Raw genomic sequence first — 24,399 nt, forward strand, 5'->3', positions numbered from 1 at the left:
GGCCGGACACCGCGACCGCAGCCACCCGGCCCTTAACCCGCCCGGTCGCGTCGAAGGTGCCGGGTGGCCGGGTGGCGTTGAAGTCCGTCCACGTGGGGGCCTGCCCCGTAGACGTCCAGCACTCGCTCGGCGTGCCCGGCCGTCATGGTCGTGATGTGCACGGTGGAGCTCATGCCGGTTCCCGGTCGCCGATAAGTGTGCGGATGGGCCGTACGGCGGTGGCGTCCTGCCCGGCCGGGTCGGTCAGCTGCCAGTCCTCGGAGCGTTCGCGGGGAAGGACGGGCAGGCGTCTCCGCGTCCCATCGTGATGACCACGTCGCTGGACTGGACGGTCTCGACGGGGATCTCGACGCCGGTCTCTTTCATCGTTTCGACCATGGCCGGGTTTCACCTGGTCGGCGGGGCCGATCCGGCCGGGCGGGCCTGGATCCGGTTCCTGTCCGCTGCGATGATCTACGCCAAACCATTATCAAAGATCCACGGGACGCGCCCGGCCGACACATTTCGTGTACTTGTGCTTCGGCCAGTTCACGCGATAGAAACGTATCAATTCCTTCAACCCTTGTTACAAGTCTTGCACCTTACTCAAGAGAGCGCTCTCACGGTCCGGCGTCGTCGGCCGCCCGTCGAAGGATCTCACCCCCCAAACGACCGCTGCGCACGCAGCGGAAAGGACGAACCGTATGACGACCAAGCCTCCCGGCGACGGGAGTGTGACGACGCGGCGCCCGCGCCGTCGGCAGATCGGTCGGGCGTTGGCCTTCGGTCTCTTACTCGCGACCACCGTCATGACGGCCGGAACGCCCGCCACCGCCGTATCGTCGGCCCCTGGCGTCCCTGATCTCGGGCCGAACGTCACCGTCTTCGATCCGAGCATGCCCGTCAGCTCAATCCAGGCGACCCTCGACGCGAAGCACGCCGCCCAGGTCAACAACGAGATGGGCACCACGCGACACGCGTACCTCTTCAAGCCCGGCACGTACGGCACCGCGGAGCAGCCGCTCCAGATCAAGGTCGGCTACTACACCGAGGTCTCCGGCCTGGGTGCCTCGCCCACCGACGTCGTCATCAACGGCAAGGTCGAGGTCTACAACCGCTGCCTGGAGGGCGGCGGGACCAGCAACTGCCTCGCGCTCGTCAACTTCTGGCGCACCCTGTCCAACCTGTCGATCAACATCAACGCGGCCGGCCAGGACGGCTGCCGGGGGTCGGCGAACTTCTGGGCCGTCTCCCAGGCGGTGTCCCTGCGCCGTCTCAACATCAACAGCGGCACCCTGTCGCTCATGGACTACTGCACCGCCGGCCCGCAGTACGCCAGCGGGGGCTTCATCGCCGACTCCAAGCTGCCGTCCGTCACGAACGGATCGCAGCAGCAGTGGCTGACCCGCAACAGCGAGGTCGCCGGTTGGTCGAACGCCGTGTGGAACCAGGTCTTCTCGGGCGTCGTCGGCGCACCGGACGACGCCGGGTTCCCAAGCCCTCCCTACACCACCCTCGAGACCACTCCCGTCAGCCGTGAGAAGCCCTACCTGTTCGTCGACGCGCAGGGCAACTACAACGTCCGCGTGCCCGCCGTCCAGAAGAACTCACGCGGCATCACGTGGGCCAACGGCATGACCCCGGGTTACACGCTGCCGATCAGCGACTTCTTCATCGCGAAGCCGTCGGATTCGGTGAAGACCATCAACAACGCGCTCAAGAGCGGCAAGCACCTGCTGCTCACACCCGGTGTGTACGACATCGAGAAGAGCATCGACATCGAGCGCCCGAACACGGTCGTCCTCGGCATCGGGCACGCCACGCTGACCGCCGTCAACGCCTCGACCCCGATCGAGGTCGACTCCGTCCCCGGCGTGATCGTCGCCGGCGTGACCGTCGACGCGGGTCTCAAGAAGTCGCAGGTCCTGCTGAAGGTGGGCAAGAAGGACAAGCGGAGCCACAGCACGGCGGACAACCCGATCACCCTGTCCGACGTGTACTTCCGCGTCGGCGGACCCCACGTCGGCAGGACCAACACCGCGCTCGAGGTCAACAGCGACCACGTGCTCATCGACCACACCTGGGTGTGGCGCGCCGACCACGGTGTCGAGGGCTTCACCGACACCCAGCGGTGGAACACCAACGACGGCCGCAACGGCGCCATCATCAACGGCGACCACGTGACCGCGACCGGCCTGTTCGTCGAGCACTTCCAGCGGCACAACACCATCTGGAACGGCGAGGACGGCACGACGATCCTCTACCAGAACGAGCTGCCGTACGACCCGCCGACCCAGGCCGACTGGATGGACGGCGATGTCGAGGGCTATGCCGGCTACAAGGTGGGCAGGCACGTGAAGAGGCACCTCCTCTACGGCGGTGGGGTCTACGTCTTCAACCAGAACAACCCGCAGATCCACACCGAGAACGGCTTCGAGGTTCCGCAGACCCCGGGCGTCAAGCTGCACCACATCATGACCGTCAACCTGAGTGCCGGAATCATCGACCACGTCGTCAACGGCGTGGGCGAGGCGGCCGACATGACGAAGGTCGGCGCGCCGGTGTACATCACGGATTACCCGGCTCCGTAGGACCCGCCCCGGTGGGCCGGATTCTCCGGACCCGGCCCACCGGGGATCTCGCGGGCAGCTTGTCGTACGGCTTGTTGTACGGCGAGATCTGGCCAACCGTGAAATCCTGCCTTACGCCGTTCCATGACATGGCGCCGATGTGTCCACGGGCCGCCACACACGGCCATGTGCGCTTATACCGGGGCGGCCCGCTGGCCGTCACCAGAGGACCGTGCGGTCCCCGGCGGTCTCGTTTTCCGGGCGGGTGCGTTCCCGTACGGCGCCGGTCACGCACACCTTGTCGCCGATGAAGGCCTCCCGCCACACGTAGCCGTAGACGCAGGTCTGCGGGCCGTAGGGGCCGTTCGTCCAGCGCGACTCACACGCGAGGTCGTCGGCCTTGGTCTCGTCGTAGCTGGCCTGGTTCACGCAGACGTAGTCGCTGTCGTCCGCGATGCGCCACAGACAGCCGGGCTTGCAGCTGTTCACGCCGTAGAAGTGCTTGGTCGCGTTGAGCCGCTCGGGTGCGGCCTGGTTGTCGAGTACGACCTGCCGCGCGGTGACCGGCGTCGGTCGACCAACCAGTGAGTTGCAACTGAGCCCCAAGGCGGACCAGAAACGATCTTTTGAGGCTGGGTCGCGTCGTGTGCCGGATGTCGATTTCGTAGGCGGCCACACGCCGCGACCGCCAGAGAAACGATCCGAGAAGGAGCTTCTTGTGCGGCGATTATTGAGGACAATCCTGTCCCTCACCCTGCTGCTCGCGCCACTGGTGGTGATCAACGGCACGCCCGCGGCGGCCGACCCGGGCTGCCAGGAGGGAGACCCGCGCCCGATCTGTAACGACGATCCCGACCCGCCGGGCGCGCACGACCCGGAGGGAGAGCTGACGGCGGTTGTCCGTCAGCTCAATGGGATCCAGGTCATCGGCTCGGCCCACGATCCGAGCGACCCGACCAGCGTGGTCACGGTGGACATCACCGTGGACGGCGTCCTGGCCGGCAGTGTCACGGCCAACCAGGGCCGGTCGCAGAAATTCGACGGGGTGGTGCCGCCGCGTGCCGGTGGCCAGGTGTGCGCCAAGGTGCGCAACATGGGTGCCGGCAAGGACAAGAGCATCGGCTGTGTCACCAAGACGATCAAGATCAACCCGTTCGGCGCCTGGGAGTCGATGACCCGCGAGGGCGACAACATCCGGGTGAAGGGCTGGGTCATCGACCCGGACACCACCGCCGCCGTGCAGATCGACATGTACGACACCAAGGGGTTCCTCGGCTCGGCCATGGCCGACAAGCCGCGATCCGACGTCGGGGACGACAACTCCGGCTACGGCGACTACCACGGGTTCGAGACGGTCCTGCCGGAGAATCCGGCCGACGGTGAGCACCATGTCTGCCTGGTCATGATCAACGCGGGACCGGGAGCCCACTCCGACTTCGGCTGCAAGCCCTACACGGTCCGGCACCTGCCGTGGGGTGCCCTCGACCAGGTCAAGCGCACCGGTACGGACCTGAGGGTCGTCGGCTGGGCGGTCGACGACGACGCCAGGACATCGCCGGTGACGGTCGACGTCTACCTCGACGGCAAGCTCGTGCACAATGCCGTCGCCAACCAGTACCGCGAGGAGGTCGGCCGCGACCTGCCCGGCTACGGCGCCGACCACGGTTACGATGTCACCCTTCCCAACCTCATCAAGATCGAGACGGGCAAGCACACCGTCTGTGTCAGGGCCCGGAACCTGGCCACGGGGGTGGGAGCCGACAGGGAACTCGGCTGCAAGGACGTGACGATCAAGCCTCCGGTCGCACCGCCGAACTTCAACATCGGCTATGAGGACATCACCGACACGACGCTCAACTTCCGCTGGGAGGCGGATCCGAACGCCGACCTGTACACGCTCACCAAGGACATCGGCAATGGCTGGGTCCCCGCGGGCTCCCAGGCCGCGTCCGCCAGTCCGTCGTACAAATTCACCGGACTGGCACCGGGTACCGGCGTCTGTCTGCGGGTCGTGGCCAGTAACGACAGGCCGAGCGAAGCTCGAAGCACACAGTGCAGCCGAACCTACGATCCCATGCTGCCCATGGCGTCGAACATGTCCGTCACCCGGGCGACGGAGACATCACTGACCGTGCGGTGGACCGACAACGCCGTCGGCGAGCAGAACTATCAGATTGTGTACGACGTGGACGGCCGCCTGGTGGAGCACGAGCTTCCGGCGAATCCGGGTACCGGCGTCATGACCCACACCATCACCGGGCTCAAGACCGATACGCAATATCTCGTCAAGGTGCGCCCGTTCCACGCGTTCCACCTCGTCACTCCCTGGCGGACGGCGATCGGCTGGACCGGCGGAGCGCCCGTCATCTCGTACTTCCAAACCGACTACGAGCAGATCGGCGTGTGCCAGCCACGGGACATCAAGGTCACCTGGAAGGTTCGCGGCGCTACGAAGCTGGACATCCTGAAGGACGACGTAAAGATCAAAACCATCCCTCGGGAGACCATGGACGCCTGGGAGGACACCCTCGGGGTCGGGACCAGCGAAGGCGACGACACCTACACCCTCATCGCCTACGGCCCCGATGGCCAGACGTCGACCGCGTCCGACTACGTCAGGCTGGGCACGAACTACGGCCTGGTCAACAATGTCGTCTACACCAACCTCGGGGGATACAAGCAGTTCGCCGTGCTCTACGACATGTACGGCAACCAGGTGAGACGGCTCGGTGACATCGGGTCGGGCCAGGTCTGGACCTACCAGCCGGCGCGCTGCCAGATCTCCTCTGTCAGGATCTTCCGGGAGGTCCCGGTCGCACCGACGCCGGGCCAGCCCGCCCCGCCGCCGGTGATCCAGGAAGTCTGGTGGACGAGGAACATCGTCGGTCACGACAAGGGAAGCAACCTGCCGTTCCAGAGCAGTTGATCCTGTAAAGCGAACAGGCTCTCCGGCGGCGAACCACGCCGGAGGGCCCGTCTCATTCTCGCCCGAAGGTCCAGACCCGGCCACCGCCGCAGCAACCGCATCGATGCCCCGGTCTGGCTCGCCACCCTCCCCACCGGTGACCTTTTCACGACCGCGAACCACTGCCCTGGTGATTCGAAGGACCGCCATTCGCGGCGCCTTCGATGGAGACCACGATCCCGTCGATCAAGCGGCGGGGAGCGCGTCTATCCTGTCCACATGCCGATCACGGACGTCACGGACGAGGAAGTGGCCCTCGCGGCGGTGCGGGCGGGAGCCGACGTCGTGAGAGCCATGTACGGTGCGTCGCTGACGCGCTTCGAGAAGTCCGCGGGTGACTTCGCCACGAGCGCCGACATCGAGGCCGAAAGCGTCATCCTCGACGTCATCCGCGCCGCCCGGCCGGACGACGCCGTGACGGGCGAGGAGAGCGGACGCACCGGTTCGGCCGAGGCGGAGCGCATGTGGCTGGTCGACCCCCTGTGCGGCACGCTGAACTACGCCGCGCGCAACATGCTGGTCGCGGTGAACGTCGCCCTGCGCGTGGGCCCGGACGTCACGGTGGCCGCCTGCGCCGACCCTTTCGCCGGAGAGGTGTTCTGGACGGACGGTGACCGCGCCTACGTCCGCCGCGACGGCGTGGAGGACGAGGAACTCGTGCCGTCGCCCGAGTCGCGGCTGGTGGACGTCAACCTCGATCCACCGTTCCCGAACGAGCCGGGCTTCCGGGCGGGACGGCTGCTCGCCGACCCCGGGTTCGTGAGGCGGTTCCAGCCGCGCGTCCTCTCCACCACTCTGGCGGTGGCCTGGGTCGCCGCGGGCCGCCGAGCCGCGTACGTCACCGACGGCGATACGCGGGACAACGTGCACTTCGCCGCCGGGATCGCGGTGTGCCGGGCCGCCGGGTGCGTGGTGACGGGCATCCACGGCCAGCCACCGCACACCGGCGCGGGCGGGCTCGTCGTGGCGGCCGACCATGGGACACACGCCGCGTTGCTCGAACTCATCGGCGATCAGTCCTCCGCGGCTCCGTGACCACCGGATCGTGAAGCTCACGGCGTGACGCCTTGGGCGGGATCGCCGAGTGGTTCCGGTTCGAGGCTGCCCATCGCCTGGGCGGGCTTCCCGCAGGCGTCCGTGCGTGTGGCGATCCTCCGGAAGACGGGCGAGGGGCTGAGGAGCCGTCCGTCCAGGGGCGTGCACTGCCGTGCGACGCGGGCCGCGGCGTCGGGCAGGAAGGGGGACAGGCGCTCGGCGATCGCCCGGCACGCTCGCACGAGCGCGACCAGGGTCGCGTCCAGTTGGTGCCCGGCGTGCTCGTCACCGGCGCGTTCGGCCTTGGCCAGTTCCCAGGGGCGGCTGTGGTTGACGTAGCGGTTGGCCTCGTCGACGATGCCCCAGACCGCGGAGGTGGCCCGGCGGAAGTCGAATTCGGCCAGCGCGGTGCCGATGAGGCCGGGGGCCTGTCGACATGCCTCCCGGAGGCGTTCCGCGCCGGGGGCCGGTGCCTCACCGGAGGGGGATCGTGACCTCCAGGAGAGCTGGTGCTCCGACCGCGGACATACGTCGAGGCCCCGTACCAGGGCCTCGGAAACGATCATCCGTGCAGCGTCAGCGGCCCCGTGAGCGGGGCATCATCGTCTGACATGCGGACGCGTTCATGACCCCATGGTAGAGGCTTTCGACCAGCGCGGCCCGATGACGTGACCCGAGGGTCGTCGGCTGAGCTTCGGCGACGATCAGCCGCCGAAGAGCTGGGTGAGCTTCTGGAACAGCTCGTAGACGCCGTAGGCGAAGGGGATGCCGACCCAGGACCAGGCCAGGATCATCAAAGAGGTGTTGTTCCCCGCCGGGGCGCGGTCGTCCGCCGTCACGCGTCGCCTCCTGTTTCGTGGTGGACGGGATTTTCGTGGTGGGCCGGATGCACCGGGCGGATCAGCTCGTTGGCCAGGAAGCCGACCGCCAGCAGTCCGATCATGATGTAGAGGGACGTCGTGTAGAGCGCCGGTCCCGACCGGCCCGCGGCCTTCTGCGAGTCGGCGATGGCGTTGACGATCAGCGGCCCGAGGACGCCGGCGGTGGACCAGGCCGTCAGCAGCCGGCCGTGGATGGCCCCCACCTGGTACGTCCCGAACAGGTCCTTCAGGTAGGCCGGTACGGTGGCGAATCCTCCCCCGTAGAAGGACAGGATGCCGAGCGCGCAGAGGATGAACAGGAATTTGTGGGAGTCCCCGGCCAGGGCGATCGCCAGGTAGAAGAGGGCGCCCACGCCGAGGTAGACGCGGTACATGTTCTTGCGGCCGATCAGGTCCGAGGTCGAGGACCACACGAAGCGCCCCGCCATGTTCGCCAGGGACAGCAGGGCCACGAAGCCCGCCGCCGCGGCGGTCGTGACCGGCATGCTGGTGTTCGCGAAGAAATCCTTGATCATCGGCGCGGCCTTCTCCAGGATGCCGATGCCCGCGGTGACGTTGAAGCACAGCACGATCCACAGGAGCCAGAACTGCGGCGTGCGGATCGCGTTGCGCGCGGAGACGTCGGCGGCGGTGACCAGCGGGTGGGCGGCGGCCTTCGCCGGTTCCCAGCCTCGTGGCCGCCAGCCCTCCGGCGGAACCCTGATCAGGAGCACGCCCATCGACATGAAGGCGGCGTAGACCAGGCCGTGCACCAGGAAGGTCGTGGCTATCCCGCCCGTGCCGGTGCCGAACGCGTCGAGCATCTGGGTGGACCACGGTGAGGCGATGAGGGCCCCTCCGCCGAATCCCATGATGGCGATGCCCGTGGCCATGCCCGGCCGGTCCGGGAACCACTTGATCAGCGTGGACACCGGTGAGATGTAGCCGATGCCGAGACCGATCCCGCCCACGAAGCCGTACCCCAGCACGACCAGCCAGTACTGCCGGGTGGCCACGCCGAGCGCGGAGATCAGGAAGCCCAGGGAGAAGCAGACCGTGGAGACGGACATCGCCCAGCGCGGGCCGTTGCGCTCGACGAGTGTTCCCCCGAACGCGGCCGACAGGCCGAGCATGACGATGCCCACCTGGAAGGGCAGGGCACTGGCCGTGCCGGAGAGGCCGAGCGCCGACTCCAGGGGTGGCTTGAAGACGCTCCACGCGTAGGCCTGGCCGATGGCGAGGTGCACCGAGAGCGCCGCAGGGGGGATCAGCCAGCGACTCCAGGTCGGAGGCGCCACCGTACGCGCGCGGCTGAAAAAACCAGAAGAGACGGCAAATGTGGGGGTTTGTACCTTTTCGTCTGGCATGCATACACCGTATTCCGTGATCACCTGATTCGTCGAGAGTGGCTGATGCGGCAATTGAAACGATTCACGATAGAACTGGCACGGAGAGCAGCGTGCGGCACGCCACGTTCACGCTCTCGGGCCATGAGTACACGGCCATCAAACCGACGTGCAGCACGCTTTCAGCCCCCACGACGTCGCCGCTCAGCTCTCCCGCAGGACCTCGCGCAGCCGGGGGGCGAACCCCTCGGGGTCGTCGGCGAAGGCGATGTGACCACCGGGGAAGTAGGTCGGCTCCGTGCCGAGCGCCGTGGCGAGCGCGGTCGACGCGCGGTCGCAGAGCTGGCCGGCCGACTCCTTTCCGATGCCTACCACGACGAGGGCCGGTCCGGTGCGCAGGGCGTCGATGTCGGGCTGCCAGCGGGTGGTCCCGCGCATCTCGTGCAGGAACCAGAAGCGCTCGTCCGCCACCTGCTGCGGATCGGGCTCGGCCGGTGCCTCGGCGGGACCGTCGGAGGACTCCTCGAACTCGGGCAGCGGGATGTTGGCGTTGATCATGAACTTCATCCAGGCGCCCGCGACGTCGCCCGCGACGTAGGTGGCGATGATGTCCTCGACCGCGGCGTCGCGGGCCTCGGGGTCGTCGAGCAGGCGGTTCAGCGGGGGTTCGTGCGCGATCACGGTGCGCACCCGCTCGGGGTGGGCGGCGGCGAGCGCCAGCGCGGTGACGGCACCGCCGCTGGACCCGAAGACCGCGGCCGATTCGGCGCCGAGATGGGTCAGGAGCCGGGCGAGGTCGTCGGCGCGCTTCTGCGGGGTCGAGTCCTGGCCGGGGTCGTCGAGGGAACTGCGGTTGACGCCCCGGGGGTCGGTGGTGAGCACGGTGTGGTCGGCGGCGAGCAGGTCGGCCAGCGGCGCGAAGTGCGCGGCGTGCATCGGGGCGCCGACGAGCACCACGAGGGGCCCCTGCCCCCGTACCTCGTAGTGGAGCGTGGCGTCGGGGACCTTGAGGGACCCAATGGTGACGGCCTTCGTGTGCTTCATCGCAACCTCCTGGAACGGTTTGAACGGTGCTGTCGCGCCCCGTCGAAGTGGAGACTTCCGGAGTGGGGCAGAATCGTCGCTTGTGAAGGAGATTTCCTCGCGGTCCGGGGGCGTGGCGGCGGAAGACGCCGGGAACACCGACCGGGTCCGGGCAGGTGGCGCCAGCGTAGACCAGGTCCGGGCACGTGGTGCCGGAGAGGACATCGCCCAGGCGCGGTCCGGGGGGACGGATTCGGTTCGGGCTCGTGACGGGGGGACGGATTCGGCTCGGGCTCCTGTCGGGGACACGGATTCGGCTCGGGCTCCTGTCGGGGACACGGATTCGGCGCGGGTCGGGGACGACGACCTGGCTCGGGCGCGCGGTGGGGACGACGCCGCGTTCACCCGCCTCGTGGAGCCGTTGCGTCGCGAACTGCACGCCCACTGCTACCGCATGCTCGGCTCCACCCACGACGCCGACGACGCCCTGCAGGACGCCCTGCTGCGGGCCTGGCGCGGACTCGGGCGCTTCGAGGGGCGCAGCTCGCTGCGCTCGTGGCTCTACACCGTGGCCACCCGCACCTGCCTGGACGTCGTCGCCGCCCGCGGCAGGCGGGCACTGCCCGTCGATCTCGGCCCCTCCAGCGAGCGCGTCGTGCCCGGCGACCCCCCGGTGGCCGACATCGCCTGGCTGGGCCCCTACCCCGACGCGGGTCTCACCGACGCCCCGGCCGGCCCGGACACGCGCTACGAGCAGCGCGAGGCCGTCGAACTCGCCTTCGTCGCCGCCCTGCAGCACCTGCCGGGCAACCAGCGGGCGGCGCTGCTGCTGTTCGAGGTCCTCGGCTTCTCCGCCGCGGAGATCGCCACCACGATGGACACCACCATCACGTCGGTGAACAGCGCCCTGGCACGGGCCCGCAAGGTCGTCGCGGACAAGGTCTTCCCCCGTACCCAGCAGCTGACGCTGCGGAAGATCGGCGACGCCCGCGTACGGGAGATCGTCGCCGACTACTCCTCCGCGCTGGAACGCGGAGACGCCGACGCCCTGGTCGCGCTGCTGACCGAGGACGTCACCTGGTCGATGCCGCCGATGGCGCACTGGTACCGCGGCCTGGAGGCCGTCACCGACTTCGCCGTACGGGTCCCGCTGACCAGCTGCGGAAGCTGGAGGCACCTCCCGGTCAGCGCGAACGGCCAAGCCGCCGTGGGCGGCTACCGCTGGGACGCCGCCTCCGCAGCCCACCTCGCCTGGGCGATCAACGTGTTCACCCTGCGCGGCGAGCGGATCGCCGACATAACCTCGTTCATCGGCCCTGAGCACTTCGTCTCGTTCGGACTGCCCGCCTCGCTGCCCTGACCGGGAGCGGCGGTCTCACCCGACCCGGTGGTCCCGGCCGGGCGAGGATCGACGTCGCGCGGTCGTGGAACCGGCCGCCACCGGCGACCGGCCCCGATGTCGCCGTGACGCCTCCGTGAGGGGATCATCGGCCCGGCGGTCCGCCCGGGTGGCTCAGCTGAGCCGCTGGTCCAGGTGGAACGTCACCTCGACGCCGGCCTGGCTCTTGCCGATGAGCTTGCACAACGCCGCCCTGATGGGAAGCCAGTGCGGGCCGTTGCCCGACGGCATGAGGGTGGCGGTGAACGGGTGACCGTCGATCGTCCCGCCGACCTTCACCGCCCGCCTCGTCCCGAGGAGTTCGGCGGAGCCCGGCACGGTCACGAAGGTGGCGAAGGCCCCGTCCTTCTCGATCGGTGCGGTGAAGGTGTGGTCGAGCGATTGTGCGGGCTTCTGGGTGGGCATCTTCGTCTCCTGAGGTCGTCTGCCGATGGCGTGCCGCGGCCGGTCGGAGAGGTGACTCCCTGGACGGGGCGGAATCATCGCCCGCGAGCGAGAATTCTTCGCGAACCGTCACAGGGGCGGCGGCCGGGGTCCTCGACGGTGTTCGCACGACCGCCGCCGCGGATCGCCCACGCCCGGCGCGACGTCGTCGTCACGGCACGGATCGTCCTCCACGTCGTCTCACCCGGCGGGATCGGCGCCCTTCAGGTCTGGCGGACCGGTGAGCCACCGGCCACCCCCCGGTCGTCGGGACGGTCGTCGGGCCGGTCGTCCGAGCGGGCGTCGTTCACCCGCAGGGCCCCCGGCAGGGAGAAGAGCAGCAGGCCGCCACCGGCCGCGATGACCACGAAGACCATGGACAACCCGAAGGTCTCGGTGAGGGGACCCACGATGATCGGCGCACTGATCGTCCCGATCCTCGCCAGGGTGGAGACGATGGAGGCCGTCGTCGCGGGAGCGATGCCGTGCCGTACCGACATCTGGTCGGCCGCCCCGTAGAGCAGGGGGAAGACCGGCCCGGCGCCCAGACCGGCGAGGGCGATGGCGGCGAGCGCCCACCACACCGGCCCCCCGGCGACGGCCGTCAGCAGGCCGGCGAGCATGGCCAGGGTGATCGTCGCGCTGGAGACGGAGCTCACGACCACGACGCCGACCCGCCTGCTGAGCGTGTCGAGGACCAGCCGGGACGCCACCACGCCGACCGTGAACGCCAGCGTCCCCGACGCCGCGACCCCGGTCTCCGCCTGGAAACCCCTGCTGAGGAGCAGGCCCGTCCACTCCTGGCCGGGGCCCTCGACGTAGCTGACGGCGAGGGCGGCCACCCCCAGCACCAGCAGGACGTGCCGCAGGCGCTTCCGGTCCGAGCCGTGCGTCGCGGCGCCCGGCCCGTTCGCGGACGCGGACCCGGGACCGGCCGTCTCCGACCGGTCCCGGTACCGGCGGGTCAGTACGGTGAGCTGCAGGGCGAACGCGGCCGACGCGACCACGGCGACATGGACGACGATCGGCACCCCGAGGGCGGCCGCGGTGACTCCCAGGACACCCGCCGCGGCCATGGACAGCGACCATGTCGCGTGTACCCGCCCCATGATGGGTGTGTCGGTGCTCTGCTGGATCCGTACCGAGAAGGCGTTCATGGAGACGTCGTGAAGACCGTCGACGAATCCCATCAGGAACAGTGCCGTCCCGAGCAGGACCAGCTCGGGCGCCGAGGCCACCGAAATCGTCAGCAGGGCGTATCCGCAACCGGCCGTCGCCGTCGCCCCCACCTCGCCGAACTTCCTGACCAGCAACGGGGCGGCCACCGAACCGATCATCCCGCCGAGGGCGGCGGCGAACAGCACCACCCCGAACGTGACCTCACTCGCGCCAACCCGGTCCGCGATTTCCGGATATCTGGTGAGCAAACTGCCATACAGCGCACCATTGACCGCGAACGCCAAGGCAGGCTTTAACCAGACAGGAATATAGTAATGGCGCATTATTCTCCTTGCTCTTACGAACTCGGGCATCTTATAGGGATAAGAACCAGAGCCATAAAGCGCGGAGTATCACGTTTCCGCTGTTTTCGTATTCGCGATCGAAGGCAGCTACCCGAAGGGCGGAATGATCCAGGAGAAAGCCGGTGTCGCCGTTCGCCGGTCCGGCCGGCTCGGGGAGAACGGGGCAAACCGCCGCCGACCGCTGGACCCCGCGAAAGGGCCACCGCGTTTCCTGCCGACGCCCCTACCGCTCCCGGTAAAGCACGAGGTGTTCGTGGTAGAGGACACCGTCACGGACGTCGCCGGTGGCCGTGAAGCCGGTGTCGTCGACGTAGTCGATGTGATCGCCGGTGACGGTGTAGCGGCCGGTGTAGGCGCGTTCGCGGCCGTCGCGCTCCTCCTCGTACCGGCCGTTGGGCAGGAGTTCCTGCCGGATGCGGCCGTCGGCGGTCACCCACATGCCCACGTGGGGGTGGCCACCGGCGCCGCGGGCCGGTGCCCCGCCGGGCTCAGGGCTGGAACACGCGGTGGTCAGCATGGTGAGCAGGCTGAGCGCGAACAGCACGTTCGGTTTCACGGAAGTGGCCTTCCTGGTCGGGGCCGAGGGCGGCGATCTCGCCGCCCCGGACAGGCAGGTCGTCCTCGGGCGGGACGCCGAGCCGGGGATCCACGGTGACGATCGTGGCGCCGGTGAGCGGGACGTGCCGACCGGGGGCGGCGACCTGGCGGCGCGGCCGGTCGAGTCGCGTGCCGGCGTTCACGAGACCTTCTCCCTCGGTGCGGCACGGGTTCGGCCGCTCACAGGTCTGAGTCTGTCCAGGTCGACCGCCGGGAAGAAGGCCGCCGGTTTCCTGGGAGTGCCACACCCAGGAAGACACGCGTCCCGGCCGGCGCGGACGGAAGGACGCCGGGCAGGCCGGTCTTGACACCGGCGTCACACTGTCAAGACGACGGGCACGTGGCCCGGGAGCGTTACGCGCACGAGAACACGGCGCCGTGCGGTGCGGCCAGAGCTCGTAGCGGCCGGTACCGACGTTCACCCGTCTGAGATCACGGCCTCGAACCTCGTCGGAGTCCCCGGAAAGCCCCGCTGACACTGTCGTGTCACGGCTGACCCGGAATCCATCGTCTAGCTTGGGAAAATGTCCAAAAGCACACCTTTGGCAGAATTCCTGCGTGCCCGTCGTGAGGCTCTCACCCCACAGGACGCCGGCCTGCCGGAGTACGGGCGGCGCCGGGTGAAGGGGCTGCGCCGCGAGGAAGTGGCGATGCTGGCGGGCATGAGCGGCGACTACTACGTACGGCTTGAGCAGGGCCGGGAGTCGAACCCCTCGCCGAGGGTGGTCGAGGCGGTGGCACGCGCCCTCGGCCTGGACGAGGAGGCCACCGAGCACCTGCGCCGCCTGGTCCGGCCCGCCTCCCGGCGTCGAGACGACGCCGAGGACCGTGTCAGCCCGCAGCTGCTGCGGTTGATGGACGGCTGGCCCGCCTCGCCGGCGTTCGTGCTGGGCCCCGCCCTGGACATCCTGGCCGCCAACGCGCTCGCCACCGCCCTCCACGAGGGGTTCGCCTCCGGCAATCTGGCCCGCATGGTGTTCACCGACCCCGCGGGGCGGACGTTCTACCGCGACTGGGAGCGGGCCGCGCGCTCCTGCGTGGCCGAACTGCGAGCCGCCCACGGCCACGATCCGGAGTCCGCGCGCGTCAACCGGCTCGTCGACGAGCTCAGCTCGGCCAGCCCCGTGTTCGCCGGCCTGTGGGCCCGCCACGAGGTGAGGTCGAAGACGCAGGGGGTCAAGCACCTGCGACATCCGCGCGTGGGGGACCTGGCCGTCCAGTTCTCCTCCTTCACCGTCAACGGCGCCCCGCACCAGCAGTTCGTCGTCTATCAGGCCGAACCCGCCTCGGCGACCGCGGCCGCCTTCGAGTGGCTGCGCCCGCCGGCCGCGCGGGAGACGGAAAGACCGCCGCGGGCCCGTCAGGCGACCTGACCACCCTCGGACCGCCCCGGGGGAGGCGAGGCCCGCACGCCCGGCCCGTTCCGGTGCCTCGGCGGTCCGTACGCGCCCCGTCAGAGGGGGCGCTGGCGGGGCGGCAGGCGCGGCACCACGAGCCGGGGCCTGGCCGCCGGGTTGGGGGTGTGGGGTGGCTGGAGGACCAGACGCTCCTTGGCCGCCTCGATCGCCCGGTCCAGCTGGGTGTCCACCCCCGCCGCGTAGTCCTGCGGGGTGATGTCGACCTCGATGTCGGGGTCGGTGCCGTAGTTCTCCACCCGCCAGCCCACGTCGTCGAAGGCGAAGGAGAACTCCGGCTGGGTGGTGACCGTGCCGTCGGCCAGGTGGTGCCGGGGCCAGATGCCGATCACCCCGCCCCAGGTGCGCTTGCCGATCAGGGGACCCAGGCGCAGCAGCTTGAAGGTGTGGCTGAAGATGTCGCCGTCGGATCCGGCCCACTCGTTGGTGATGGCCACCATCGGGCCGCGCGGCGACTCGTCGGGGTAGGGCTCGGGCACGCCCCAGCGGGGGAAGTCGTAGCCCAGGCGGCGTCGGGCCAGCTTCTCCAGCAGCAGCGCCGACACGTGGCCGCCGCCGTTGAAGCGGACGTCCACCACGAGGGCCTCGCGGTCGTACTCGGCGAGGAAGCCCCGGTGGAACTCGGCGTAGCCCTCCGGGCCCATGTCCGGGATGTGCAGGTAGCCGATCCGGCCGCCGCCGAGCTCGTGGCAGCGGGCCCGGTTGGCCTCCACCCAGTCGCGGTAGCGGCCCGGCTGCTCGTCGCCGATGGCCCGCACGGTGACGGTCCGCCGGTCGTCGCCGCGCCGGATCGTCAGCTGGACCTCCTGGTCGGCCTGGTTGACCAGCAGCTCGTCCGGGCTCGCGTCCACGCCGACGGGCTGGCCGTTGACGGCCAGCACCGCGTCACCCGGCCGTACGTCCACGCCGAGACGGTTGAGCGGCGAGGTCGCCTCGGGATTCCACCGGTCGCCGCCGACAATCCTCGCGATCCGGTAGACGCCGTCCGCGAACGCCCAGTCGACGCCCAGCTTGCCCTGCCGGTAGTGCGGCCGGGACGGGTAGGCGCCGCCGCTCTCGTAGGCGTGGGAGGTGCCCAGCTCGCCGAGCAGCTCCCACAGCAGGTCGGAGAACTCGCCCCGGGTGGTGACCCTGTCGACCAGTGGCAGGTAGCGCCGGTAGACGTCGTCCCAGTCGAGCCCCGCCATGTCCTCGGTCCAGAAGTTCTCCCGCTGCAGCCGCCAGGCCTCCCTGAACATCTGCCGCCACTCCGCCTCGGGCCGGATGGACACCTTCACCCTGGACAGGTCCACCCACCCGCTCGTACGGCCGGGCGCGTCGTCGTCCTCGGGCTCCTCGCCCGCCTTGACCATCCGCAGCCGCTTGCCCGAGTGGTAGAGCAGCGTGCTCCCGTCGCGGCCGAGCCGGAACTCCGACACGTCCCCGACCAGGGTCTCCTGCTTCTGCTTGGCGAAGTCGTAGACGTGCAGGGTGCCGTCGGAGGAGTCGGCGTAGTCGTCGCCCAGGCTGCCCTCGACGGGGAAGGTCAGGTAGACGGCCTTGCCCTTGATCCCGGCGATGGCGTCGTAGCGCCCCTCGGGGACGGGGAAGACGACGACCCGGTTCTCGATGCCCTCCAGGTCGATGACCACCTCGGGCGGTTCCTCGTTCTCGTCGCGGCCGTCGTCGTCATCGTCATCGTCGTCGTCCCCGAGCGGCCGGGGCTCGGGGACGAAGGGCGAGGTGACGTCGGCGCGCAGCGCGATCGCGTAGGGGCGGGAGCCCAGGGGAAAGCCCAGGTCGAAGTGGAGCTCGTCGTAGACCGGGTTGAAGACGCGCTGGCCGATGAAGTAGAGGTAGTCGCCGCCCGGGTCGAAGGCGGGGCGGGCGTCCCACAGCACCGGCCGGGTCGCGAAGGACGTCTCGCCCGTCTCGACCCGGCACAGCTTCACCGCCGTCGTCTGCGCGGTGTCGCGGCAGGCGTACGCCAGCCAGCGGCCGTCGGGGGACCAGGCCAGGTCCTCGATCGCGCCGAACCTGCTGGAGTCGATCACCCTGCCCCGGGCCGGACCCTCCCCGGCCGCAGAGCCGGGCGCCGAGTCGGAGGCCGGGTGGGGCGTGAGGTCGACCAGGATCAGCTCGTTGCGGTGGTTGGCCACCGCGACCAGGTCGGACGTGGGGGAGACCTCCAGCTCGATGACCCGGCCGGTGTCGAGGCGGTCGAGCCTGACGGGCTCGGTGACGCCGTCGGCGGTGAGCACCGTCAGCACCTCGCGGTCGCCCTCGTCGCTGGCCGCCGCCACCAGCCGCTCACCGTCGTTGAGCCAGTTCAGCAGCCGGTACCGCACCCCGTACAGCGCCCCGTGCTGGCGCACCGGGCCCTCCCAGGCGGCGAGGGAGAACGCCTTGCCCCGGGTGGTGACGGCCAGGCCGACGCCGTCGGGGCTGAGGGTCGCGCTGTCCAGGAAGTCCTCGGCCGGGGCGAACCGGCGGTTGCGCTGGGTGCGCGAGCTGCGCAGCCGCACCTCGATGGGACGCGACTCCCCGTCCTCCACCAGGTAGAGCTCGCCCCCGGCGTGGTAGACCAGCCGGTGGCCGTCGCCCGACAGGTTGCGGGCGTAGTAGTCGGCGTGGTCGGAGTGCCTGCGCAGGCCGCCGCCGTTCGCGTCGCAGGAGTAGACGTTGCCGACCCCCTCGTGGTCGGAGATGAAGTAGACCCGGTCACCGGCCCAGCGGGGCGAGGCGAGGTTGCCGGGCAGCGCGGTGAGCCGCCGGAACCGCCCCTCCTCGCCGGTCTCGATCCACAGGTCGCCCATCGTGCCGCCCCGGTAGCGCTTCCACCGGGCGGGGTCGGCGGTGTTGCGGCCGAGCACGATCCGAGGGCCGTACGAGATGGTGTTGGCCGGGCCGTACGGCAGTCGCTCGGGCACCCCGCCCGGCTCCACCCGGTGCAGCCAGGTACGGCCCTCGAAGGGCTGCCCCTGGTCACTGGCGTAGACGATGCCGCCGCCGGGATCCCAGCCGGTGACGCTGGAACGGGCCCCGTGGTAGGTCACCCGCCGGGCCGCGCCGCCGTCGGCGGGCATCACGTAGACCTCCTCCGGCCCCTCCTCGCGGCCGACGAAGGCGAGCCGGTCGCCGCCGGGGGAGAAGCGCGGATAGCCCGCCTCGGCCACCCCGGCGGTCAACCGGAAGGCCCGCCCGCCGTTGGCGGTGACCATCCACAGGTCGTCCTCGGCAGCGAAGACGACCATGTCACCAAAAATCGTCGGAAATCGCAGGTAGGCGGGCATCGTGTCACTCCATGATCGGGTGACCGGGTTTCACCCCGGTCACCCGATCATGATTTCACGCCCTCGGCGGTCAGACGGCCCGCCCGCCCTGGTAGGCGGACCCCGTCTCCTGCGGCCTGGCCTCGGGCTGCTCGCCCTGCTTCTTCCCTTCCTTCGCCGATCGTGTCGCCTTGATCGCGGCCTTCTTGCTCTTCCCCGAGCCCTTCGCGGCCTTGTTCTTGGAATCCTTGGCGTCCTTGGAGTCCGTCATCGTTTCCCCCGTTGTGCTTGATGGACGATGCCGTTGATTAGGCATTCAAAGAGGTTTAGTACCCTTTACGGACATCAATCATCCACGATGCGTGGCGAATCAAACACGGAGTGTGCTCGGGTGGCGCGGCGGGTCCAGCGGGTGCCGGCCGGGGCGGTCGGGGGCAGCCCGGGGCGGGCCGGAAATCCGGTTGCGGTTCCGCCCGGCCGTACCCGACCATGAACGCATGTTCCGGCACGCCATCCTCGCGACGCCCGCCACCGCGGGCGCGCCGGGGCGTGCCCCGATGTCCGCCGCGTCGCGGCTCGACGGCGCGGAGCGCTGACCCCTTCCCGTGAGTCCCGGTGACCCGGCGGGGAGGGGTCGGCCGAGCACGGGTCGCCGTCACAGGCGAGCATCGAGGGAAAGAACAGTCATGGCCAAGCAGGCCTACGTGCGGAACAAGCCGCACCTCAACATCGGCACGATGGGACACGTCGACCACGGCAAGACCACGCTCACCGCGGCCATCACCAAGGTGCTCAGCGAGCGGGGCGGCGCGAGGTACGTGCCGTTCGACCGGATCGACCGGGCCCCCGAGGAGGCGACGCGGGGCATCACCATCAACATCTCCCACGTCGAGTACGAGACGGCCGCGCGGCACTACGCGCACGTGGACATGCCCGGCCACGCCGACTACGTGAAGAACATGATCACGGGGGCGGCGCAGCTCGACGGGGCGATCCTGGTGGTGTCCGCGCTGGACGGGATCATGCCGCAGACTCGCGAGCACGTGCTGCTCGCACGGCGGGTGGGCGTCGAGTACGTCGTGGTCGCGCTCAACAAGTCCGACGGGGCCGACCCGGAGCTGGCCGACCTCGTCGAGCTGGAGCTGCGGGACCTGCTCGCCGAGCACGGCTACCTGGACGTGCCCGTCGTCAGGGTGTCCGGGCTGCGGGCGCTGGAGGGCGACCCGGAGTGGGTGGCGTCGGTCGAGGCGCTGCTCCAGGCGGTCGACGACCACGTCCCGGTGCCGGTCCGCTACACCGGCGCCCCGTTCCTGCTCCCGGTGGAGAACGTGCTCACCGTCACCGGGCGGGGCACGGTCGTCACCGGGGCGATCGAGCGCGGCACGGTCAGGGTCGGCGACACCGTCCAGGCCGTCGGGCTCGGCGAGGGCTTCACCGCCGTCGTCACCGGGGTCGAGACCTTCGGCAAGACCATGGAGCGGGGCGAGGCCGGTGACAACGCGGCGCTGCTGCTGCGCGGGGTCCGGCGCGAGCAGGTACGGCGCGGCCAGGTGCTGGCCGCCCCCGGCACCCAGACCGCCCACCGCGCCTTCACCGCCCGCGTCTACCTCCTGACCGGGCAGGAGGGCGGGCGGAACGGCGCCGTCGCGACGGGTTACCGCCCGCAGTTCTACCTGCGGACGACCGACGTGCCGGGCCGGATGGACCTGGGCGGCACCGGCCTCGCGCTGCCCGGCGAGACGGTCGAGGTGACCGTCGAGCTCGGCAGGCCGGTGGCGGTGGAGGCCGGTCTCGGCTTCGCGATCCGCGAGGGCGGCAGGACGGTCGGCGCGGGCACGGTGACGGCCCCGCTCGACTGAGACGGGCCCGCGCGATCCGGTACGAGCCGCGCCGGTGACGTCCCCGCCCCCCGTATGGCGAGTCGCCGTACGGGGGCGGGTGACGTCACCGGCGCGAAGCCCGTCACGCTCGCGAAGCCCGTCACGCTCGCGAAGCCCGTCACGCTCGCGAGGACGGCCGGTGGCGCGGCCCAGAGCTCTCGTTCGTGCGCCGCTCTCGCCGTCCGAGGCTCTCGCTCACGCCTCGCCCTCGCCATCCTGGGTTCTCGTTCGTGCGCCGCTCTCGTTGTCCGGGGCTCACGCCTCGCTCTCGCCGTCCGGGGCCCCGGCGAGGGCGCGCGCGGCCGCCGCGTCGCGCACGCTCATGCCCTCGTAACCGCTGAGCCGGTGCTGCTCGGCCTGGTCGTCGATCCACCGGCCGTGCGCCTCCCACGCGGCCTGCTTGCTCGTGCCCAGGGCCGCGCCGATCTGCGACCACGACGCGCCCACGGCTCGCGCGGAGCGTACGGCGAGCTGGCGCCCGTAGCCCGCCTTGCGGGCGACCACCTCCCCGAGGGCGAGGAGCTCCAGCACCTCGTCGCGGGTGAGGGACGGTGTCTCGGGATCGGCGGGGTCGTTGGGGTCGTCGGGGTGCTCTCCGCCGGTGGCGTCACCCGCCGCCGGGGCCAGGGCGTCGCGCACGCGGAGCTCGTCGTAGCGGGCGGCGGCGGTCAGGAGCGTGAAGTCGCCTTCGAGGCTGTCTGGTGTGAACATGCCCCCAGCATTTCGTCAAGTTCCCCTGACGTCAAGAAGGCTTGACGATCCATTGTCGCCGGACGTGGTGGTGGCGTCACGAAAAGTGGCCGCGACCTGCCGGGCGGCGTGATGGGGAAGGTCAGGAGCGGTGGAATGTCGAGATCGCGGAGAAGGCTGGGAATCGCCCGACACTCCGGCCGGTGCCGCGCCGGCCCCGTGCGAGGGCATGATCGCGTGCTTGGATTGCGCCCGTGAAAAGAAGAGGTAAATCGAAGCCATGTGAAAGGATAATGATCTTCACGATTGGGCAGAACGTCCGCACACGGCTTGCGTTCCGGGGAGGTGATGCATGGCCTGGTCACAAGACGAGGAGCGCATGCTGCTGCAGATCGAGCGCCACCTCATCGATGAGGATCCACGGCTCGCCGCGCGGCTGGAGTCGTTCAACGAGCGCGTCCAGCGCAAGGAGGGCGGCGGTCGCAGGCGTGGCACCAAGAAGGGGCGGGGACGCTCCTCCAGGCGTCTCCGCCGCTCGACGGTCATCATCATGTTCAGCTGGTTGCTGATCGCGACGTTGATCGCCACGCTTCTCATCATGGTCCTGCGGCACGAGGCGGTCGCGGCGCTCCCGTTGTGATCGCGACCGCCGGGGTGACGGGTGACCTCGTGCGGGTGCCGGTCGCCCCCGGCCGCGTATAGATCTTCGGGACGTGGACGCCCCGGCGGATCACCGCCGGGAAGGCCGGGAACGAGGAGACAGGGGTCTGGGGGGATCTGGACGGGCGGGACCACTCCCATCGGGTGCCCGCCTGGCTTATCGGCTGCCCGCCCGGGGACCGCTGCCCGCCCGGGGACCGCTGTCAGCCGAGAGCGCGCAGGAAGTCGGCGGCCACCGGGGCGGCGACCGCGCCACCGCCCGAGCCCTCCTCGACGATCACCGCGAAGGCCACCTCGCCGCGGAAGCCGATGAACCAGGCGTGCGTCTTGAGGTCGTCCTGCTCGCCGTACTCGGCGGTCCCGGTCTTGCCCCGGGTGCCCCGGGGCAGGCCCGCGTCCTTGGCGGTGCCCTTGGTGACGACCGCGGACATCATCCGGTGCATGTTCGACAGGACGGCCTCGGGGAGGGCCTGCGGCTGCGTCTCCTGCTTGATCGAGGGGACCAGGGTCGGCGGGCGCCAGGTGCCGTCGGCCAGCGCGGCGGCGACCGAGGCCATCATCAGCGGGCTCGCGGTGATCCGGCCCTGGCCGAACGACTCCGCGGCCAGTTCCGCGTCGCTCTCGGCCTTGGGGAAGCTGCCCTTGGCGGCCACGACGCCGATGTTGAGCGGCTTGTTGAAACCGAACAGCTCCGCGGTGCTCAGCAGCTTGTCGGAGCTCAGCCGCTCCTTGGTCAGCGGGGCGAAGGTGGTGTTGCAGGAGTAGGCGAAGGAGTCGGACAGCGACACCGAGCCGTAGGCGGCGTGGTTGGAGTTACGGATCGGCAGGCCGCCCACCGTGACGTCCTTGGGGCAGGTGACCCGGTCGCCGGGGCTCATCCCCTCGGCCAGCAGTCCCACGGCGGTGACCGCCTTGAAGGTCGAGCCGGGAGGGTAGTTGCCGTCCAGGGCCCGGTTGAAGCCGCCCTGGTTGTTCACCACCGCGAGGATCTCGCCGGACGAGGGTCTGATCGCGACCAGGGCGGCGGTCTTCTTCAGGTCGCGGACGGCCTCGACCGCGGCCCCCTGGACCCGCATGTCCAGGGTGGTCTCCAGGGCCTCACCGGTCTTGCCCTCGATCGTGTCGAGCGTCTTAACCGTCTTCTTGTCCGCGCCGACGAGTTCGATCTCGGTGTCCGGGGTGCCGGCCAGGCGCTCCTGGAAGGTGTGCTGCAGCCCGCTCGTGCCGACCGCGTCACCCACCTTGTAGGGCACGCCCAGCTTCGCGACGCTCTTCGCCGTGGCCTTCTCCAGGTAGCCGACGATCTGCTGCACCGAGCCGCCCGCGTCGGCACCGTCGATGCGGTCGCCGCTCGCCGAGGTGATCGCGGCCCGTTCCGGCCACTTCGTCTTCAGCGCGAAGGCGGTGGCCGCGGTCAGGTCGGGGTGGACGGCCTTGGGCGACCACTTGACGCGCCAGTGCCGGTCGACGACCGCCAGGTCGACGCTGCCGGAGTAACTCCACTCGCCGACGTCCTTGAGCCTCAGCGTGGCGGTGTAGGAGGCCTGTCCCGTGCCGTCGCCGGTCTCGCGCACCCCGTCGAGCCGCACCGCGGTGCTCTCCACCGCCAGGGCCTTGCGCATGTCGTCGTACGCCTTGGCGAACGCCGGGTCCGGCGCTCCCAGCTCGGCGCGCATGCCCGCTAGGTTGCCGCTCTGCCAGGCGCTGACGAACCGCTCCGCGGTCTCCTGGGGGGTCCCCCTGGTGTGCAGGTACCACCAGGCGCCGCCCCCGGCGGCCCCCGCCACCAGCACGACGGCTGCCGATGTGATCGCGATCGTCTTGCCCCGTGCCACCTGATCCCCCAGTCTTTTTGCCCAGGGCCGCAGCCTAGCGTGCGCTAAAGCGACATATGTACATAAATGATCATTTGCTCTGCGTGCGGCTGGGTGCGTAGCTCGTCACGTACTCCTGGCCGGAGAGCTCCTGGATCGCGAACATGATCTCGTCGGTCACCCTGCGCCGGTCGCGTGCGCTGCTCTCCGAGCCGGTGAAGGTCATCGGCTTGCCGATGCGTACGTTCACCCGGCCCCGCCTGGGTCTCGCGGCGCCGATCGGCAGCACCTCGCCGGTGCCCTCCATCGCCACCGGGATCACCGGCGCGCCGGTGGCCAGGGCGAGCCAGGCGACGCCGACCTTGCCCCGGTAGAGGCGCCCGTCGGGGGAGCGGGTGCCCTCCGGGTAGATGCCGAACAGCTCGCCGTTCTTGAGCACCTCCGAGGCCGCGTCGAGCATGTCCTGGGCCGAGGTGGGGCTCTGCCGGTCGATGCTGATCTGGCCGGTGGCGCGCATCCACGTCGCGGTGACGGGATTGCCGGTGAAGTACTCGGCCTTGGCGACGAAGCGCACCTGGCGCTTGAGCACCAGCGGCAGGAAGGTCGAGTCGAGTATCGACAGGTGGTTGGAGGCCATGATGGCCGGACCCGTGACGGGGACGTGCTCGTTTCCGGTGACCGTGGTCGGCCAGAGCAGATGCAGGATCGGAGCGCCGACGATCTTGGTCAGGCGATAGAGCACGGGCTCTCCTCATGAGACGGGTTACCCAACACTAGGTGGTCACCCGACGGCCGACGGTTGTACGCACCCGCACAAGCGGAGCTTCCAGGTTTGTAGCCCTCCTCCAACACCGTCGCGCCTTTCCAGGGCGAATCCCATGAAACCCACCCACCGGGCACGGAGGGAGCGGGGCAACAGAGAAACGCCCCGCGGGCCGGGAGGGCCCGCGGGGCGTGACGTTTGGTGCC

The 24,399-nt window shown here is 70.0% G+C and carries 23 protein-coding genes; 7 read left to right on the forward strand and 16 right to left on the reverse strand.

Annotated features, from left to right (window positions below; all coding sequences use genetic code 11):
- Nucleotides 1–32 precede the first annotated feature (32 nt).
- Both ABD817_RS23680 and ABD817_RS23685 read right to left on the reverse strand, forming a co-directional pair.
- Nucleotides 33–173 (reverse strand): hypothetical protein, encoded by a 141-nt coding sequence (locus ABD817_RS23680; RefSeq protein WP_344920286.1) that lies wholly within the window; start codon nucleotides 171–173, stop codon nucleotides 33–35.
- A 70-nt stretch (nucleotides 174–243) separates the two neighbouring features.
- The gene (locus ABD817_RS23685) at nucleotides 244–366 is read right to left on the reverse strand and encodes a hypothetical protein (RefSeq protein ID WP_344920287.1); all 123 of its coding nucleotides are present in this window, start codon (nucleotides 364–366) and stop codon (nucleotides 244–246) included.
- A 509-nt stretch (nucleotides 367–875) separates the two neighbouring features.
- Between ABD817_RS23685 and ABD817_RS23690 the strand changes: the two genes are divergently transcribed.
- Nucleotides 876–2,570 carry an adenylyl cyclase gene (locus ABD817_RS23690; RefSeq protein ID WP_344920289.1) on the forward strand — a complete coding sequence of 565 codons (1,695 nt, stop codon included), beginning with the start codon at nucleotides 876–878 and terminating at the stop codon, nucleotides 2,568–2,570.
- 198 nt (nucleotides 2,571–2,768) lie between these two features.
- On the opposite strand, the gene ABD817_RS23695 is transcribed toward ABD817_RS23690, so the two are convergent.
- Nucleotides 2,769–3,155, reverse strand: a complete 387-nt coding sequence (locus ABD817_RS23695; RefSeq protein WP_344920290.1) for a hypothetical protein — start codon at nucleotides 3,153–3,155, stop codon at nucleotides 2,769–2,771.
- A gap of 112 nt (nucleotides 3,156–3,267) precedes the next feature.
- Between ABD817_RS23695 and ABD817_RS23700 the strand changes: the two genes are divergently transcribed.
- Both ABD817_RS23700 and ABD817_RS23705 read left to right on the forward strand, forming a co-directional pair.
- The gene (locus ABD817_RS23700) at nucleotides 3,268–5,475 is read left to right on the forward strand and encodes a fibronectin type III domain-containing protein (protein WP_344920291.1); all 2,208 of its coding nucleotides are present in this window, start codon (nucleotides 3,268–3,270) and stop codon (nucleotides 5,473–5,475) included.
- Nucleotides 5,476–5,733: 258 nt separating this feature from the next.
- Entirely contained in the window at nucleotides 5,734–6,549 is an 816-nt protein-coding gene (locus tag ABD817_RS23705; RefSeq protein ID WP_344920292.1) for an inositol monophosphatase family protein, read from the forward strand.
- A gap of 17 nt (nucleotides 6,550–6,566) precedes the next feature.
- Here ABD817_RS23705 and ABD817_RS23710 read toward each other — a convergent pair whose 3' ends face one another.
- The 4 genes from ABD817_RS23710 to ABD817_RS23725 all read right to left on the reverse strand — a co-directional run bounded on the left by ABD817_RS23710 (nucleotide 6,567) and on the right by ABD817_RS23725 (nucleotide 9,799).
- Nucleotides 6,567–7,115 carry a methionine--tRNA ligase gene (locus ABD817_RS23710; RefSeq protein ID WP_344920293.1) on the reverse strand — a complete coding sequence of 183 codons (549 nt, stop codon included), beginning with the start codon at nucleotides 7,113–7,115 and terminating at the stop codon, nucleotides 6,567–6,569.
- A gap of 138 nt (nucleotides 7,116–7,253) precedes the next feature.
- The gene (locus ABD817_RS23715; RefSeq protein ID WP_344920294.1) at nucleotides 7,254–7,388 is read right to left on the reverse strand and encodes an MFS transporter small subunit; all 135 of its coding nucleotides are present in this window, start codon (nucleotides 7,386–7,388) and stop codon (nucleotides 7,254–7,256) included.
- Nucleotides 7,385–8,707, reverse strand: a complete 1,323-nt coding sequence (locus ABD817_RS23720; protein ID WP_425583400.1) for an L-lactate MFS transporter — start codon at nucleotides 8,705–8,707, stop codon at nucleotides 7,385–7,387. Before ABD817_RS23720 ends, ABD817_RS23715 begins: the two co-directional genes overlap by 4 nt.
- A 252-nt stretch (nucleotides 8,708–8,959) precedes the next feature.
- A complete protein-coding gene (locus ABD817_RS23725) occupies nucleotides 8,960–9,799 on the reverse strand; it encodes an alpha/beta fold hydrolase (RefSeq protein ID WP_344920296.1) in 840 nt (279 codons plus the stop codon).
- On the opposite strand from ABD817_RS23725, the gene ABD817_RS23730 reads away from it, so the two are divergent.
- A complete protein-coding gene (locus ABD817_RS23730; RefSeq protein ID WP_344920297.1) occupies nucleotides 9,774–11,138 on the forward strand; it encodes a sigma-70 family RNA polymerase sigma factor in 1,365 nt (454 codons plus the stop codon). The genes ABD817_RS23725 and ABD817_RS23730 overlap by 26 nt on opposite strands.
- A gap of 153 nt (nucleotides 11,139–11,291) precedes the next feature.
- On the opposite strand, the gene ABD817_RS23735 is transcribed toward ABD817_RS23730, so the two are convergent.
- From ABD817_RS23735 to ABD817_RS23750, 4 genes are all read right to left on the reverse strand, one after another.
- A complete protein-coding gene (locus tag ABD817_RS23735) occupies nucleotides 11,292–11,582 on the reverse strand; it encodes a DUF1905 domain-containing protein (RefSeq protein ID WP_344920298.1) in 291 nt (96 codons plus the stop codon).
- A 242-nt stretch (nucleotides 11,583–11,824) separates the two neighbouring features.
- The gene (locus tag ABD817_RS23740; RefSeq protein WP_344920299.1) at nucleotides 11,825–13,132 is read right to left on the reverse strand and encodes an MFS transporter; all 1,308 of its coding nucleotides are present in this window, start codon (nucleotides 13,130–13,132) and stop codon (nucleotides 11,825–11,827) included.
- 214 nt (nucleotides 13,133–13,346) lie between these two features.
- Nucleotides 13,347–13,679: an Atu4866 domain-containing protein gene (locus tag ABD817_RS23745; RefSeq protein WP_344920300.1), complete on the reverse strand. Its 333-nt coding sequence runs from the start codon at nucleotides 13,677–13,679 to the stop codon at nucleotides 13,347–13,349.
- A complete protein-coding gene (locus ABD817_RS23750) occupies nucleotides 13,612–13,863 on the reverse strand; it encodes a hypothetical protein (RefSeq protein WP_344920301.1) in 252 nt (83 codons plus the stop codon). Before ABD817_RS23750 ends, ABD817_RS23745 begins: the two co-directional genes overlap by 68 nt.
- Before the next feature lie 381 nt (nucleotides 13,864–14,244).
- Between ABD817_RS23750 and ABD817_RS23755 the strand changes: the two genes are divergently transcribed.
- Nucleotides 14,245–15,093: a helix-turn-helix transcriptional regulator gene (locus ABD817_RS23755; protein ID WP_344920302.1), complete on the forward strand. Its 849-nt coding sequence runs from the start codon at nucleotides 14,245–14,247 to the stop codon at nucleotides 15,091–15,093.
- Nucleotides 15,094–15,173: 80 nt separating this feature from the next.
- Here the strand turns inward: ABD817_RS23755 and ABD817_RS23760 are convergent, their stop codons facing one another.
- On the reverse strand, nucleotides 15,174–18,407 hold the full coding sequence (locus tag ABD817_RS23760; protein ID WP_486389324.1) for a S41 family peptidase: 3,234 nt from the start codon (nucleotides 18,405–18,407) through the stop codon (nucleotides 15,174–15,176).
- Nucleotides 18,408–18,477: 70 nt separating this feature from the next.
- Nucleotides 18,478–18,657, reverse strand: a complete 180-nt coding sequence (locus ABD817_RS23765; protein ID WP_344920304.1) for a hypothetical protein — start codon at nucleotides 18,655–18,657, stop codon at nucleotides 18,478–18,480.
- Nucleotides 18,658–19,072: 415 nt separating this feature from the next.
- Here ABD817_RS23765 and tuf point away from each other — a divergent pair, with 415 nt between their 5' ends.
- Nucleotides 19,073–20,245: an elongation factor Tu gene (gene tuf / locus ABD817_RS23770; RefSeq protein WP_344920305.1), complete on the forward strand. Its 1,173-nt coding sequence runs from the start codon at nucleotides 19,073–19,075 to the stop codon at nucleotides 20,243–20,245.
- 276 nt (nucleotides 20,246–20,521) lie between these two features.
- On the opposite strand, the gene ABD817_RS23775 is transcribed toward tuf, so the two are convergent.
- Nucleotides 20,522–20,977, reverse strand: coding sequence for a hypothetical protein (locus ABD817_RS23775; protein ID WP_344920306.1), 456 nt, complete (start codon nucleotides 20,975–20,977; stop codon nucleotides 20,522–20,524).
- Between the two features lie 331 nt (nucleotides 20,978–21,308).
- Between ABD817_RS23775 and ABD817_RS23780 the strand changes: the two genes are divergently transcribed.
- Complete coding sequence (locus tag ABD817_RS23780) at nucleotides 21,309–21,596, forward strand: DUF3040 domain-containing protein (protein ID WP_329079866.1); 288 nt, start codon at nucleotides 21,309–21,311, stop codon at nucleotides 21,594–21,596.
- A gap of 223 nt (nucleotides 21,597–21,819) precedes the next feature.
- Here ABD817_RS23780 and ABD817_RS23785 read toward each other — a convergent pair whose 3' ends face one another.
- Both ABD817_RS23785 and ABD817_RS23790 read right to left on the reverse strand, forming a co-directional pair.
- The gene (locus ABD817_RS23785) at nucleotides 21,820–23,451 is read right to left on the reverse strand and encodes a penicillin-binding transpeptidase domain-containing protein (RefSeq protein ID WP_344920307.1); all 1,632 of its coding nucleotides are present in this window, start codon (nucleotides 23,449–23,451) and stop codon (nucleotides 21,820–21,822) included.
- 70 nt (nucleotides 23,452–23,521) lie between these two features.
- Nucleotides 23,522–24,172, reverse strand: coding sequence for a lysophospholipid acyltransferase family protein (locus tag ABD817_RS23790; RefSeq protein WP_344920308.1), 651 nt, complete (start codon nucleotides 24,170–24,172; stop codon nucleotides 23,522–23,524).
- Nucleotides 24,173–24,399 lie beyond the last annotated feature (227 nt).

The sequence above is a fragment of the Streptosporangium oxazolinicum genome, from assembly GCF_039537505.1.
Lineage (GTDB): Bacteria > Actinomycetota > Actinomycetes > Streptosporangiales > Streptosporangiaceae > Streptosporangium > Streptosporangium oxazolinicum.